At 71.9% G+C, this 13697-nt stretch carries 10 protein-coding genes; 4 read left to right on the top strand and 6 right to left on the bottom strand.

All coding sequences use genetic code 11. The features are described 5' to 3' along the window. Positions 1-95: 95 nt before the first annotated feature. Positions 96-887, top strand: a complete 792-nt coding sequence (locus ACFV6E_RS30995) for a hypothetical protein (protein WP_385174805.1) — start codon at positions 96-98, stop codon at positions 885-887. Between the two features lie 139 nt (positions 888-1026). Here ACFV6E_RS30995 and ACFV6E_RS30990 read toward each other — a convergent pair whose 3' ends face one another. Beyond that, positions 1027-4254: an amidohydrolase family protein gene (locus ACFV6E_RS30990; RefSeq protein WP_385466092.1), complete on the bottom strand. Its 3228-nt coding sequence runs from the start codon at positions 4252-4254 to the stop codon at positions 1027-1029. A 261-nt stretch (positions 4255-4515) separates the two neighbouring features. On the opposite strand from ACFV6E_RS30990, the gene ACFV6E_RS30985 reads away from it, so the two are divergent. From ACFV6E_RS30985 to ACFV6E_RS30975, 3 genes are read left to right on the top strand one after another with little or no spacing between them, the layout of a single operon-like run. Next, positions 4516-6168, top strand: a complete 1653-nt coding sequence (locus ACFV6E_RS30985; RefSeq protein WP_385466089.1) for a beta-1,3-glucanase family protein — start codon at positions 4516-4518, stop codon at positions 6166-6168. Between the two features lie 41 nt (positions 6169-6209). Continuing rightward, positions 6210-6842: a GNAT family N-acetyltransferase gene (locus tag ACFV6E_RS30980; RefSeq protein ID WP_385174814.1), complete on the top strand. Its 633-nt coding sequence runs from the start codon at positions 6210-6212 to the stop codon at positions 6840-6842. Continuing rightward, a complete protein-coding gene (locus tag ACFV6E_RS30975) occupies positions 6839-7408 on the top strand; it encodes an HD domain-containing protein (RefSeq protein WP_385174817.1) in 570 nt (189 codons plus the stop codon). The genes ACFV6E_RS30980 and ACFV6E_RS30975 overlap by 4 nt, the downstream gene beginning before the upstream one ends. Positions 7409-7450: 42 nt before the next feature. Here ACFV6E_RS30975 and ACFV6E_RS30970 read toward each other — a convergent pair whose 3' ends face one another. From ACFV6E_RS30970 to ACFV6E_RS30950, 5 genes are all read right to left on the bottom strand, one after another. After that, positions 7451-8689: a cytochrome P450 gene (locus ACFV6E_RS30970; RefSeq protein WP_385466086.1), complete on the bottom strand. Its 1239-nt coding sequence runs from the start codon at positions 8687-8689 to the stop codon at positions 7451-7453. 263 nt (positions 8690-8952) lie between these two features. After that, positions 8953-9513, bottom strand: coding sequence for an EF-hand domain-containing protein (locus ACFV6E_RS30965; RefSeq protein WP_385466083.1), 561 nt, complete (start codon positions 9511-9513; stop codon positions 8953-8955). Positions 9514-9623: 110 nt separating this feature from the next. Next, positions 9624-10832: a helix-turn-helix domain-containing protein gene (locus tag ACFV6E_RS30960; RefSeq protein ID WP_385174825.1), complete on the bottom strand. Its 1209-nt coding sequence runs from the start codon at positions 10830-10832 to the stop codon at positions 9624-9626. A gap of 216 nt (positions 10833-11048) precedes the next feature. Next, positions 11049-11996 carry a hypothetical protein gene (locus ACFV6E_RS30955; RefSeq protein ID WP_385174827.1) on the bottom strand — a complete coding sequence of 316 codons (948 nt, stop codon included), beginning with the start codon at positions 11994-11996 and terminating at the stop codon, positions 11049-11051. Positions 11997-12032: 36 nt separating this feature from the next. After that, entirely contained in the window at positions 12033-13598 is a 1566-nt protein-coding gene (locus ACFV6E_RS30950; RefSeq protein ID WP_385174830.1) for a DUF6801 domain-containing protein, read from the bottom strand. Between the last annotated feature and the right edge of the window lie 99 nt (positions 13599-13697).

The following is a 13697-nucleotide window of genomic DNA, read 5'->3' as shown; positions in this document are numbered from 1 at the left end:
ACCTGCGGCGTTTACATTCGAATCAGGGGTGGGGATTGATCACTTCGAAATCGGCTGCCGCTTCGCGGCGGCACAGACCCCCGGCGGCGCGGCGCATGGCCGCCGCGGCGGTGGCCGGGGGCATGACACTGGTGGGCTGGGGGCTCACCACACCGGCCGCACACGCGGCCGAGAGCGACATCTCGTTCTCCAACGTCGTACTCAACAACGGCAAGCCCGTCGTCGTCGGCATCAGCGCCGCGGTCGAGGCCCCGTTGACGTACACGGTGAAGAGCAAGGTGACGCTCGACGACTGGTGGGTCGAGGCGTACCGGGGCACCTACGGGAAGAACGAGTACACGCTCGCGGCCTCCGTGATCCGGTGGAGCTGCGCCAAGTCGTCCGCGGGCGGTTACACCTACCGCGACTGCGACGAGACGATGTACATCGACCCCGACGACATGCCGGTCGGCAATGGCAACCGTCTCGTCAACAGTGACGCCACCGCGTGGAAAAGCCTCGGTACGGCCATCAAGAAGGACGGCAGTTGGGACACCGACCTGCTGTCCGCGACGGTCCGCCTCCAGCGGGCCTCGCGGATCCAGAAGATGAACGCCTCTCCGGAGCCCGTCACCAAGGGCAAGCCGATCACCGTCACCGGTGTCGTGCAGCGCGCCAACTGGGGTGCGCACCGCTACGACAACTATGGCGGCCGGTCGGTGAAGTTGCAGTTCAAGCCCGCCGGTTCCAGCACGTACACCACGGTCAAGTCGGTGACCGCCAGCAGCACCGGTCAGCTCAAGACCACGGTGACCGCGTCCAAGGACGGCACCTGGCGCTGGCGCTACAGCGGCAACACCACGACCGGGGCGAGCAACTCCTCGGGTGACTACGTGGACGTGAAGTAGCCCCTGGCTGCTCACGGACCGTGTCCCGGCCGGTCACCGCACCGGCCGGGACACGGTCCGGACACCAGGTCCGGCCGCGTCGGGCGTCGAAGGCGGGTCCAGGTCCCGATCGTCCGCATCGGCGCACCATGGCAAGGGGTCAGAGGCTCACCGTGTGTTCCGAGCAGCACGGTTCCCGGTGCAGCTGCCGGGCCACGTCCAGCCACGTTGTCGTGTCGTTCGGCGCGTGCTCGCCGTCTCCGGCGGTGTCGTAGGCGTCGATCAGGTCCTGGCGCCGGTGGACGGTGCCGTCGCGCATGACCCAGGAGGTGTTGACCAGGGTGTCGAAGTCGGTGAAGGGGTCGCCGTCGACGGCCACGAGGTCGGCCAGCCTGCCGGGTTCGAGGGTGCCCAGGTCGTCGTCCACGCCGAACAGCCGGGCGGGGACGGCCGTCGCGGTGCGCAGCGCCCGCGCGGGGGAGAGACCGGCGGCGTGCAGGGCGCGCAGGCTCAGGTGGAGGTGGAGGCCGATGGGGGTCAGGGGCGCGTCCGTGCCCAGGGCGACGGTGCCGCCCGCCGCCATGACGCGCAGGTACGTGGCCATCTCGTCGTCCAGGGCGAGCAGGGCCTCCGGGGACGGCGGGGTCGCGGCGTAGGTGCGGACGGCCGCGGTGTCCCAGGGCGGCATGAGGACGGTGACCCGGGGATCGTCGGCCAGGCCGGGCGTCAGCCCCAGCAGGGAGAGGGCGGAGAACGGGGTGATGATCAGCTTGAAGTCGCCGCCCCGGTAGGTCTCCACCACGTCCTGGCAGGAGTGGCCGGTGGGCGTCCGCGCACGGCCGTACTCCGACCGCTGGGTGGCGTGCAGATGCGTGGTGAGGTCCTGCCCGACGTTGGCCCCGGGGGACAGCAGATGGCTTCCGGCCGGCACACCGAGCCGTTCGTGCGCCGTCCGGGCCGCCTCCCGCATCGTCCACGCGGGCGCCCGGACATAGGTCTTCACGAAGTCGTAGTCGAGGTCGACGGCCCGTCGCAGCGAGCGCCGCACCCCGTCGCGGGTCCGGTGGGCCCGGCCCATGCTGTACGCGACCCGGCTGCCGTCGATCAGCTCGCCGGTGCCGAACAGCCGGGGCGCCGTCATCCGGCCCGCGGCCACGGACTCGCGGATCCGCACGGCCTCGTGGGCCTGGCCGCCGAGCGAGACGTTGGTGGTGACGCCGTAGGCGAGCATGAGGCTGCCCTGCCGTCCCCCGTAGGTGCCCTGCCAGGGGTGGGTGTGGGCGTCCCACAGGCCGGGCAGCACGGTCGAGGAGGAGGCGTCGATCCGCCGCGCCGCGGCCTGGCCCCGGCCCCGGTGCGGTTCCACGGCGACGATGCGGTTGCCGCGCACGAGGAGGTCGACGTCGTCGCGGACCGTCTCGCCGGTGCCGTCCCACAGGCGGCCCGCGTGCACCCGTACCACGTCCGAACGGGCGGGCACGTGGTGCCGGTACTCCAGCGGCACGTGCACCGTGCGGGACCGGAAGCGGCCCCGGTCGACGAGTCTGAGCCGGCCGCTCGCCTCGTAGAGCAGGGTGGCCGAGTCGCCGGACCAGGAGGGGTGGTCGGCGGCCTCGTCCGTGATCCGCCGCGGCCGGCCGGCCGGGCTGCCGTCCTCGTGCACGGGCAGGACCCACAGGGCGGACTCCATGACGAAGGCCATGGCCGAGCCGTCCGGCGCCCAGACCGGGCCGGCGTTGCCCCGGTCGGCCAGCGACGCGTGCGGCGCGGGCTGGTGGACGCTCCACTGCCCGGTGCCGGTGTCGACGACGCGGATGAGGTTGTACCCCTCGCGGAACCGCTGGTTGAGCCGATTGCGGTCGCAGAAGGCGAGGTAGCGGCCGTCGGGCGACCAACTCGGCGCGCTGGGCAGCCCGTTGGCCCCCAAGGGCGTGACGAGCTGCCTCTCGGCGCCCGTCGCCAGGTCCCTGACGATCAGGTTGCCCGTACTGTCCTGGCAGGCCAGCCGGGTGCCGTCGGGGGAGAGGACCGGGTTCAGCCGGCCGCCGGTCGCGAGCACCTCGTCGCGGCCGTCGGCCGGCCAGTGGCGGTGCACGCCGATCAGGCCGTTGCCGTCGGGACCGCCCTCGTAGGAGTAGAGGACGCTGCGTCCGTCCGGTGCCCACGACGGCATCTGGACGTAGGCGGACGCGTCGCCCCGGACGATCCTGCGCGGACGGCGGCCGATCGGCATGACGTACAGGCCGTCCAGCGCGGCGAACGCGACGGACGCCCCGTCGGGGGAGAGCGCGGGGAGGTGGACGCCACGGACCGGGCGGGCGTCCGTGGAGTCGAAGTCGCGGATCTTTCGGCGGTAGGCGGGGCGGGGGACCTCGATGGTCGCAGCGAACGGAACCCGCTCGGCGCTTGTGGTTGCTTCGGACCCCTCGGACCCCTCGGATCCGCCGTCCGCAGTCGATCCTCCGGGACGCCGGACCCGTACCTCCCCGTCCGCGACGTAGAACAGCTTCCCGTCGTCGCTCCACGACGGCGGCTGGGGCGACACGTCCTCCCCGTCGGTCACCGGCTCGCCGTCCACCGCCAGGACGGAGGTCGCCGCGTTGGCCTGCTGGGCGGGGGCCGCGACATGGACGTACGCCACCTGCCCGGTCCTGCTGACGGCGGGGCCGACCAGGGTGCCGGTGTCCACGGTGCGCTCCACCGCCACGGCGCCGCCGCCGGCCGGTACGGAGGCCAGGACGCGGGCGCCGTCCGCGCCGGCCCTGACGAAGAGGACCCGCTCCCCGTCCGGGTACCAGGCGGGGTCGGAGTCCTCCACGCCGCTGTCGGCGGTGAGCCGGGTCAGCTCGCCGGAGCGCACGTCCACCGTCCAGATCGAGTAGGAGCTCCCCTTGGCCGGATCACCGCCCCGTTCGGACGCGAAGGCGATACGTGAACCGTCCGGCGACCACGCCACGGCGCGGTCGTCCCAGGGACCTGACGTCACCTGCCGCAGCCCGGAGCCGTCGGCGTCCATCGTCCACACGTGGAAGCCGCCGCCCCGGTAGGCGCACACGGCCAGCCGCGAGCCGTCGGGCGACCAGGCCACCCGGGCCGGTTCGAGTTCGGGCCCGGTCAGCGCGGTCGCCGTCCCGCCGGCACGGGGGAGCGACCACAGCACGCCCTGGACCTCGATGACGATCCGTTCGCCGGAGGGGGAGACGGCGACGGAGGCGTTGGTGCCGCGCGTGTAGGTCAGCGTCCGCGCCGGTCCGGCGTCCGCGTCGGTTTCCGGCCGGGTCCCGGAGACCGCGGCGTGTGCCGCGGCGGGTGAGAGGGCGATGGCGCCGGCGCCGAGGGTTCCGGCCTTGAGAAGTCCACGACGGGAGACCGCACTGAACTCGTCCATAGGGCGTAACCAATCACACGCGTGTCCTGATGCCACGGCACTTTCACGCCCTGTCGGCCGGACGGGGCACCCGGCCGGGCCACGGTCGGCCGATCCACAGGTTCTAGGTCTAGACCAGTGATGCGGGCGGTACTACTGTTCGGGCCGGAATCCCCGCTTCCCCACCTCGGCCCCATCTCGGCCCCACCTCCCGCTCACCCCCACCCTGCCTCCGCTCACTCCGCATCGCCCTCCACTCACTCCCCTCCGGAGAACGCCACCATGCTGTCTCGTCGTGCCCTCCTCAAGGTATCCGCCGCCACCCTCGCCGCCCCGGCCGTCCTGGCGACGGCCGGACCCGCCTCGGCCACCGCGTCGACCCTCTCCATCGACCTGGTGAACAACACCGGGTCCAACACCGTCTACGCGTACGTCAGCGGCCTGGCCCTGGACAACAACAACGCCTGGTGTCTGGTCCGTTCCGACGGTCGGACCCCGTACTACCCGACCTCCCCGTCCGCCACCGGCACGCCCCTGCCGGTGGACTGCGCGATCCCGCTGAACGCCTCCGGCGCGGCCGCGAGACGCATCACGATCCCCCGGCTCGCGGGCGGCCGGCTGTGGTTCTCCATCGACCAGAAGCTGACCTTCCTGCTCAACCCGGGCCCGGCCCTGGTCGAGCCGTCGGTGACCAATTCCTCCGACCCGAACATCGACATCCAGTGGGCGTTCAGCGAATTCACCTTCAACGCCTCGGAGTTGTACGCCAACGTCACCGCCGTCGACTTCGTCTCCATCCCCGTCGGCCTCAAGCTGACCAACACCTCGGGCGGCACGCAGACCGTGCAGGGACTGCCGAACGGCGCCCTGGACACCATCTGCGCCGGGCTCACCGCACAGCACGCCGCCGACGGCCAGGGCTGGGACCAGCTCATCGTGACCTCGGGCGGCCAGAACCTGCGCGCCCTGAGCCCCACCAACGGCATCGTCCGCAACTCCTCCCTCTTCTCCGGCTATTACGCGTCCTACGTCGACCAGGTGTGGTCGAAGTACGCCTCCACCCCGCTGACCGTCGACACGCAGGCCGCCTGGGGCGCCGTCACCGGCACGGTCTCGGGGGGCCTGCTGACCTTCCCGGGCGTCGGCACCTTCGCCAAGCCCTCCGCCGCCGACATCTTCAGCTGCAACTCGGGGCCGTTCGCCGTCGGCAACGACGAGATGGGCGCCATCACCGCCCGCCTCACCGCCGCCCTCAACCGCAGCACCCTGCTGGCCAACGCCAACCAGCCCGACGGCGAGAACCCGGCCGCCTACTACACGGCCTCGCCCACCAACCACTACGCCCGCTTGGTGCACGCCACCTCCCTCGACGGCCGCGGCTACGCCTTCCCGTACGACGACGTCGTGCCGAGCGGCGGCACCGACCAGTCGGGCGCCGTCCGAGACAGCAACCCCAGCCTGCTGACCGTCACCCTCGGCGCCGTCCACGGCAGCGGCACGACGCCTCCGTCCAACGGCGGTTCCACCAGCGCCTTCTCCACCATCCAGGCGGCCTCCTACAGCAGCCAGAACGGCACCCAGACCGAGACCACCACCGACACCGGCGGCGGCCAGGACGTCGGGTACATCGCCAACGGCGACTGGCTGGCCTACGCGAACGTCGACTTCGGCAGCGGCGGCGCCACCCAGTTCGTCGCCCGGGTCGCCTCCGGCGCCGCGACCGGTGTCAGCGGCCTGGTCCAGGTCGCCCTCGACAGCCCCGCCGCCACACCCGTCGGCAGCTTCGCGCTCGGCAGCACCGGCGGCTGGCAGAACTGGCAGACCGTACCGGCCAACATCAGCAAGGTCACCGGCACCCACACCGTCTACCTGACCTTCGCCAGCGGACAGCCGGCCGACTTCGTCAACCTCCACTGGTTCAACTTCAAGGCCTGACGGGGCTTGTGGGAGCGCTTCCAAGGTTGCACGATGTCGCAGTGATCCCGTCTCCAGCCGTACGGCTCTGCCGCCCCGAGGACCAGGAAGCCCTCGACGACATCTGCATCAGGACCGCGCACAACGGGCAGGACAGCCGGCCCGTGTACGCGGACCCCGGCATCTTCCCGATGACCTTCGAAGCTCCCTACGTGTACCTGGAACCGGAGCTGGCCTTCGTCCTGGACGACGGGCAGGGGCGTGCGGTCGGCTACGTGCTCGGCACCGCCGACACGCCCCGGTTCGTCGAGGAGTACCGGGCCCGGTGGCTGCCCCTGGTCGCCGGGCGCTACCCGGAACCGAGCGGGCCGCCGCTCACCCCGGACGACACCATGATCCCGCTGCTGCACCACCCGGAGCGGATGATCGTCCCCGAAGTCGCCGCGTACCCCGCCCACTTGCACATCGACCTGCTGCCGGACTGGCAGGGGCGGGGTTACGGACGGGCCCTGATGCGAGCGTTCCTCGGGGCCCTGGGGGAGCGGGGCATCCCCGCCGTCCACCTCTGCATGGTGACCGCCAACACCCCGGCCAGAGCCTTCTACGACCGGCTCGGCTTCCACGAGATCGACGTCCCCGACCCCGGACCGGTCACCTACCTCGGCCGCAGCACCACGGAGCTGGACACCCTGTGAACACCCGGCCGTTCTCCTCCCCGGCCTGGGCGTACGAACTGGCGGAGGCGCTGCTGAGCGAGGTGCTGCCGCGCCGGTGGGCGCACTGCCGGGGCGTCGGCGGCCGTGCCGCCGGGCTCGCTCCGGTGCTGGGCGAGCACGCGGCACTGCTGGAGTCGGCCGCCGTGCTGCACGACATCGGCTACGCCCCGCCGCTGGCCGGAACCGGCTTCCACCCCCTCGACGGCGCCCGCTACCTGCGCGACCGCACCGGGGCCGACGACCGGATCGTGCGTCTCGTGGCCAACCACTCCTTCGCGCTCCTCGAAGCCGAGGAGCGCGGTCTGCGTGCTGAGCTGGAGGCCGAATTTCCGCTCCTCGACGACGAGTTGCTCGTGGACGCGCTGGTCTACTGCGACATGACGACGACGCCCGACGGACAGGTCACCACGGATCGGGCGCGGATGGACGAGATCGTCGGGCGGTACGGGGCGGACAGCGTCGTGGGGCGGTTCATCCGCAGGGCCGCGCCCGGCATCCGGGCGAGCGTGGCGCGGATCGAGGCCCGGGTGGCAGAGGGTGGATGAGGCCCATCGGCCGATGCCGTAGGGGTGCCCGGCGGTGGGTGGTCAGTGGTCGCGGGCGTTCGGGCGCAGACGTACGGGCAGTGACAGGTGTCCATTGCTGATCAAGGTGGGCAGGGGCCGCAACTCGGCAGCGGGAACGGCGAGTTCGAGGTCGGGGAAGCGGTCGAAGAGCAGCCGCAGGGCGGTGGCGACCTCTAGGCGCGCCAGGGGAGCGCCCAGGCAGAAGTGGACGCCGTGGCCGAAGGCGAGGTGGTCCTTCGTGGGGCGGGTGACGTCGAAGCGGTCGGCGGTCGGGCCGTGCCAGTCGGGGTGGCGGTTGGCGGCGGCGTAGGAGGCGAGGATCGCCTCGCCCCGCGCGATCGTCCGCCCGTCGGGAAGGGGGATGTCGGTGAGGGCGAAGCGCAGCGGCAGATGCTTGATCGCGGGTTCGTGCCGCAGCGTCTCCTCGACGACGTCGCTCCAGTCGGCCCGGCCGGCGCGGAGATGGCCGAGCTGTCCGGGGTCGGTCAGCAGGGCGGTGACCGCCTGGTCGATGACGTTGACGGTGGTCTCGTAGCCCGCGCTGATCATCAACAGGAGGGTGTCGCGCAGTTCGCCGTCGGTGAAGCCGCTGCCGTCGCCCTCGTGGTCGCGGGCGGCGATCAGGAGCGAGGTCATGTCGTCGGCGGGTTCGGCGCGCTTGTCCGCGATGAGCTCGTCCAGGGCCTTGTACAGGGAGGCGGTGTTCGCGGCGGCCTCCTCGGCGGTGAGGGTGGTGTCGAAGACGCCGTCGACCACGGAGCGGAAGCCCTGGAGCCGGCTGTCGGGGACGCCCATGAGCCGACCGATGACCGCGATCGGCAGGGGGTAGGCGAAGTGCTCGCGCAGGTCCACGCTGTCCCCGGCGGGCCGGGAGCCGAGGTCGTCGAGGAGGCCGGTGACGATGGATTCCACGACCGGTCGCATGTCCTGGATACGGCGGGCGCTGAGGGCCGGTGCGACCATGCGGCGCAGTCTGCGGTGGTCGCCGCCGTAGGCGGTGAACATGCTCTCCACGGCGATCCACAGGGCCAGCGGCCAGGTGGACACCGTCTCGGCGAAGGCCGGCCAGTGGGCGCGGCCGTCCTTGGAGACCTGTGCGCTGGTGAGCAGCTGCTTGAGGAGGGCAGGGTCGGTGACCGACCAGACGGTCAGGCCGAGGACGTCCACCCGGGCGGCCGGGCCCTGGCCGCGCAGGGCCCGGTGCTCGGCGTGGTGGTCGGTCGCTTCGGGGTCCAGGACGAGTGTCGGCTCTTCGGGCACGGAGGGCTCCTTCACAGGGCGGGGTCCGCCGCCGGGAACGCGTCGGTGAGGTGCCTGACGGCGGCTCCGGCGACGGTGTCCCCGCGGGTGCGTGTCGGTCTCGTACGACTGACCGGGCGGCACCCGCGGCTGTGACACATGGCCGGAAAGGCGGGACACGCCGTCCGCACCCGCACCCGCACCGGGCGTTGAGCCCTCAGCCCCTCATGCGAAAGCCCCTCATGCGAAAGTCCTTGTGCGAAAGTCCCTTGTGCGAAAACCTCTCATGCGAGGCGGCCGAAGACGTGGTTGGCCGGTGCGTCGGGGTCGTCGCCGTAGAAGAACTCGGACGCCGCCCTGTGGTATTCGGTCCGTGACAGGGCGCCGGAGGCGTCGAGGTCGAGGGCGTGGAAGACCTCGGCGCACTCGTCGTCGGCGGCCCGGCCCGTGCTGCCGAAGATGTGCGTGAACTCGGTGAGGCTGATCGCGTCGTCGCCGTCGTCGTCGGCCAGGTCGAAGAAGCGGTCGGCGACCGGGGCGAGCTCCTCGGGGTAGCGGGCGCGGTCGGTGAAGGCGCCGGCGAAGGCCTGCGTCATCTCCGCCGACGTCACCCTGTCGTCCTTGTCGGCGTCGGCGGGGGCGATCACGGTCTCCCAGAACCCGTGCATTGTGTCGAGCATCTGCTGTGCTTGCAGGGCGCCGGGCGGGATGCCCCTGGCCCGGAGGTAGCGCTCGCCCATCATGACGACGTCCTGCCGCGTGATCGCACCGTCGCTGTCCACGTCGGCGGCGCGGAACCACCGCTCGTACTTGCGTTTGCGCAGCTCATCCAGCAGCTCATCCATAGGCGCAAGGTAAGTCCGCGGCGGCGGTCCGGCCAGGCCGATTCCCGGTCGGTCGCCGTCGTGGAGCGGGAATCGGAAGCCGCGGTGGAGCACTGCTTCCGGGACGGCGGCTACTCCTCGGCGGTGCGGTCGAGCAGGTGCAGGGCGCGCAGGGACGCCTCCAGGGCGAAACGGTGGTCGGGGTCGGCGAGACGGTCGCCCAGGAAGGTGTCCAGATTGCGCAGCCGGTAGCGGACGGTCTGGGCGTGTACGCCCAGCATCTCGCCGACCTGCTCGGCGGGTGCCCGGGTGGAGACGTGCACGCGCAGGGTCTCCACGAGCCGGTCGCGGCGGCTGGAGGGAAGCTGGTCGATCGGGGCCAGCTCGCGGGCCGCGATGTGGGAGACGAGGGCCGGATCCGACAGCAGCCACAGTGTCACGAGGTGGTCCTCGCAGCGGACGACGGGAGCGTCCTCCACCACTCCGTCGTCGATCAGCTGGAGCACCCGCCGGGCCCAGCGGACGGAGTCCGCCGCCTGGGCCAGCGGCACGGTCAGCCCCACCACGGCGCGTGAGCCCGGCAGGGCCGCGTCGAGCATCGCCCGGCGCTCCGGGGTGAGCGCTCCGGGGATCAGCAGGTGCGGCTGCGGGTTGTCCAGGTCCGCCAGGACGTCGTCGGCCAGCCCGGCTTCCAGGTGCTCCGGCACCGGCGAGCGCAAAGCGATCATGGTGATGTCGGTGGGCAGTTGCCAGGCGGCGGCCTCGCAGAGCCCGGTCAGCGCCTGGGGCAGGGGCGGAGCGGCGAGAATGAGGTGCAGCAGCCGTCTTCGCTGCGCCGACACGTCGGAGAACGCCCGCGACTGCGCCTCGACGTAGCCCTCGCGGGTGATCCGCCCCAGCTCCTCGACGTAGGCGAAGAGGGCGTCGGCGAAGGCGAGGATCAGGGTGGGGGAGAGCCGGTACTGCTGGCCGACGGCCTTGGCGCGGCGGAGTGCGATGCGTGCGCCGAGCCGGTACGCCCCTTGCAGGGTGTCCAGTTCGCGGCCCTCGTAGGCTTCCACGCGGCCGAATCTGCGCAGGAGTTCGTCGCGGACCGCGGCGTTCTTGCCCGGGTCGGCGACGCGGTCCACGAAGGCGTTGAGGGCCTGTTCCACCCCTTGCCGGATGGCGTCGGCGTTGGGGCCGTTGAGCAGACGGCCGTAGACCGGATAGGCCCGGGTGACCTCGATGCGGATCTCCTGCATGAGGCCGGGTAACTGCGGTCGCATGAAGGCGGCGAACTCCTTGGGAAGGGGTTCGAGCGGTTCCCCGATCTCCGGCGGCCGCGTCATTGAAGGCATGAGTGCCGTCCCTTGCTCTCCGGTGCCCACGGTGCGCCGGCCGTGTGCCTCCCGGGGCCCGTGAGAGGGAGGCGCACGACCGGACTTGAGGTGATGCGTGTCTGGGCTGTTGAAGCTAAATCATGTTGGGTGGGACGTACACAGGCTGTACACATTCGGAGGGGCGGGGACGGGACCGGGCTGCCGAGATGGCCGGGAATCGCCGTCGCGTGGCCGTTAGTCGACGGCCGAGTGCCAGTTCTCCGAGAGGCGCTTGCCCGCGTCGGGGGCGACGGTGCCGGGGGCGTTCAGACCGGCGAGGGAGGTCTGGGTGTCGTTGAGCGTCAGGCTGTTCTTCCCGGCGGCGGAGGGCAGCCCGGTCTTGGCGTTGACCGCGGCGTCGATCAGGCCCAGGCTCAGGCCACAGCCGCTGGCGCCCGGCACGGCGAAGGTGCTGTCGTTCTGGGACGCCCCGGTGAGGTTGATGCGGCTCATCTCGCCGTCGTCGGCGACCGTGCCGTCACCCTTGAAGAAGGACATACCGAACTCGGGGTACTGCACGTTGCTCGGGTGCAGGACGACGGGGTTCGCCTGGGTGCCGATGTAGCACTTGCTGCCGAGGAACGGGTTCTCCAGGTGGATGCGGACCGGGATGGCGACGATCGGCCGGCCGGTGACGATGCCGGCGGTCTGGTCGAAGTCGTAGGGCGCGCCGACCGATTCCACCGTCGCCGTGATCTTGTTGAGGGAGCTGTTGCTGAGCTGCTCGCAGATGGCAGTGATCGCGGGCACGTTGCTCGGGCACATCAGCCCCAGCAGACCGCCGGGGACGGTGGCGGAGTCGGCGACGAGGGCGCCGCCGGCCGGTGCCACGACGGAGCTGGTGCCGTCGGAGTTCTGGATGACGCCCATCTGGAGGTTGGTCCTGCCCGTGGTCACGGTGGTGTTGCCCAGCTTGATGGACCCGCTCGCGGAGGAGGAGACGACGCACTGCGGGGTACGGGCCAGGCCGTCCGCGGCCAGCATCGCCGCCGCGTCCACGGGACAGCGGGTGAAGGGCGCCCACTCCCCGTTCGGCTGCGCGGCGGCGGCCGTCGCGGTGCCCATGGAGGCGACGGCACCGAGCGCGGTGCCGAGCGCGGTGGCGGTGGTGGCGAGTCTGGTGCCGAGGGAGAACCGCATCATGTGGCCTTCCGGGAAGGTGGATCGGGGCGGGGTGGGTCAGCGTTCGGGTACGGGGATCTTCTTGGGCCGGCCGTCTTCGGTGCACTCGTCCGGGTTGAGCACATCGGCCGAGACGAAGCAGGTCTGGCCCTGGATCTGCTTGGTGTAGTTGTCGGGGCCCGAGACGGAGGCGGTGAGCAGGCGGTCGAGGTTCTCGCCGTCGGCCGTGCCGCAGCCGGTGAAGGCGGGGATGCTGAACGTGCCGGTCAGCGGGCCGCCGGAGAGCAGCAGATAGCCGGTGGCGACCTCGCCGGTGGTCTGTTCGCCCCTGCCGTGCAGGATCAGATGGTCACCGGGGAACTTCTCCGGCTCCGGGTCCTTGGAGGCCAGGGACGACTTGGTCCGGCAGTTCGCGCCGACGTCCAGCTCGGTGCCGTTGACCTCCAGGGACGTCACCCGCAGCACGATCGGCGCCCGGACGTAGGTGTCCGTGCTGGTGAAGACGAAGTCGGTGGTGCCGTAGGAGTCGATGGTCATCGGGCCGGCCTGCTCCAGCACCATGGTGGCCGTCGTCGGTGTGAAGTCGAAGGTCAGGAACGTCGCCTTGAACGGCTGGGTCTCCTTGCGCTGCTGGTACCAGAGGTCGGCGGTCGAGTGCTGGGTGATGCTGGCGCCGCTGAAGTCGGGGAAGAACTCGAACTGCGGCTCGCCCTGGGTGATGAGCGTGCAGAACGGCGGGATCAGCGCGGCCCCGTCGAGCTTCTTCACGTTGGAGTAGCCGGTGATGTAGGCGTCCAGCGACATCGGTCCGGCCGGGTACTTCTCGTCGTACTTGCAGGGCGGCACGGTGCTGTCGGCGGCCGTGCCGCCCGCCTGGGGATCGGCCACCTTCGGGGCACGCTCGCCCTGCCCGCCCGCCGGGTCCTCCTCCGACTGCCCCGGTGTCCCGGAGGCGGAGGGCGATCCGCCCGGGGACTCCGTACCGCCGCCCTGGTCCGCGCCGAGGGAGACGGTCGCCAGCAGGCCCCCGTCCGGTGCCCCGTCGGCGAGGCGGCAGTCGACGGTCAGTGACTCGGGGTCGGCGGTGCCGCCGTCCTCGGCCGACAGTGTCAGGTCGACGGCGAGGTCCCCGGCGGTGAACGTCAGGTCGTGCGTGCCCTGTCCGGTCACCGAGGGGACGTCCCCGGTCGTGGTCAGGGTCAGCGGCCCGGACGGCGGCAGGGTAACGGGTTCGGCGCTGCCCCGCCAGGTCGCCCCGGCGCCGGCCTCGCCCTGCGCGACCTCGACCCCGAGCCTGGTGGCCGCCCGGACACCTGCCGCACCCTTCGCGGTGAGGTCCTGCACCGCCTGCTCCGGCAGCTCGACGGTCGTGGACACGTCCGTGGGCCCGACCGGCTCACCGGCGGCCGCCCGCTCCGGCAGGGTCGCCGAGACGCGTACCGTCGCCTGCTGCTCTCCGGACGGGAGCGTGCACACGTACGGCAGGGCTGCGTCGACCACCTGCGCGCGGGCCGCGCCGGCCGCGACGGGCACGGTGGCGGCCAGCACGACGAACGCGGCGACGGCCGCGCGCCGGGCACGGCCGCGGACCGGGGGGCGAAGGGTGGTGGAGGGGCCTGTCATGCGTCGCTCCGTTCGGGCCGAGCGGGGTCGTGGGCGTACGGCGGGCGGCTCGTGAGCGCTCAGCTCGCGAGGAGCAGCCGGGCCAGCAGGGGCCGGAAG

Source organism: Streptomyces sp. NPDC059785 (assembly GCF_042732375.1).
Taxonomy (GTDB): Bacteria; Actinomycetota; Actinomycetes; order Streptomycetales; family Streptomycetaceae; genus Streptomyces.
Note: the sequence above shows the minus strand (reverse complement) of the source record. Positions and strands in the feature narration are given on the sequence as shown.

What these genes read in the sequence shown, in the direction of transcription:
- ACFV6E_RS30995 (WP_385174805.1), top strand. Translation starts at nt 96, where the DNA reads ATGGCCGCCGCGGCGGTGGCCGGGGGCATGACACTGGTGGGCTGGGGG.
- ACFV6E_RS30990 (WP_385466092.1), bottom strand. Translation starts at nt 4,254, where the DNA reads ATGGACGAGTTCAGTGCGGTCTCCCGTCGTGGACTTCTCAAGGCCGGA.
- ACFV6E_RS30985 (WP_385466089.1), top strand. Translation starts at nt 4,516, where the DNA reads ATGCTGTCTCGTCGTGCCCTCCTCAAGGTATCCGCCGCCACCCTCGCC.
- ACFV6E_RS30965 (WP_385466083.1), bottom strand. Translation starts at nt 9,513, where the DNA reads ATGGATGAGCTGCTGGATGAGCTGCGCAAACGCAAGTACGAGCGGTGG.
- ACFV6E_RS30960 (WP_385174825.1), bottom strand. Translation starts at nt 10,832, where the DNA reads ATGCCTTCAATGACGCGGCCGCCGGAGATCGGGGAACCGCTCGAACCC.
- ACFV6E_RS30955 (WP_385174827.1), bottom strand. Translation starts at nt 11,996, where the DNA reads ATGATGCGGTTCTCCCTCGGCACCAGACTCGCCACCACCGCCACCGCG.
- ACFV6E_RS30950 (WP_385174830.1), bottom strand. Translation starts at nt 13,598, where the DNA reads ATGACAGGCCCCTCCACCACCCTTCGCCCCCCGGTCCGCGGCCGTGCC.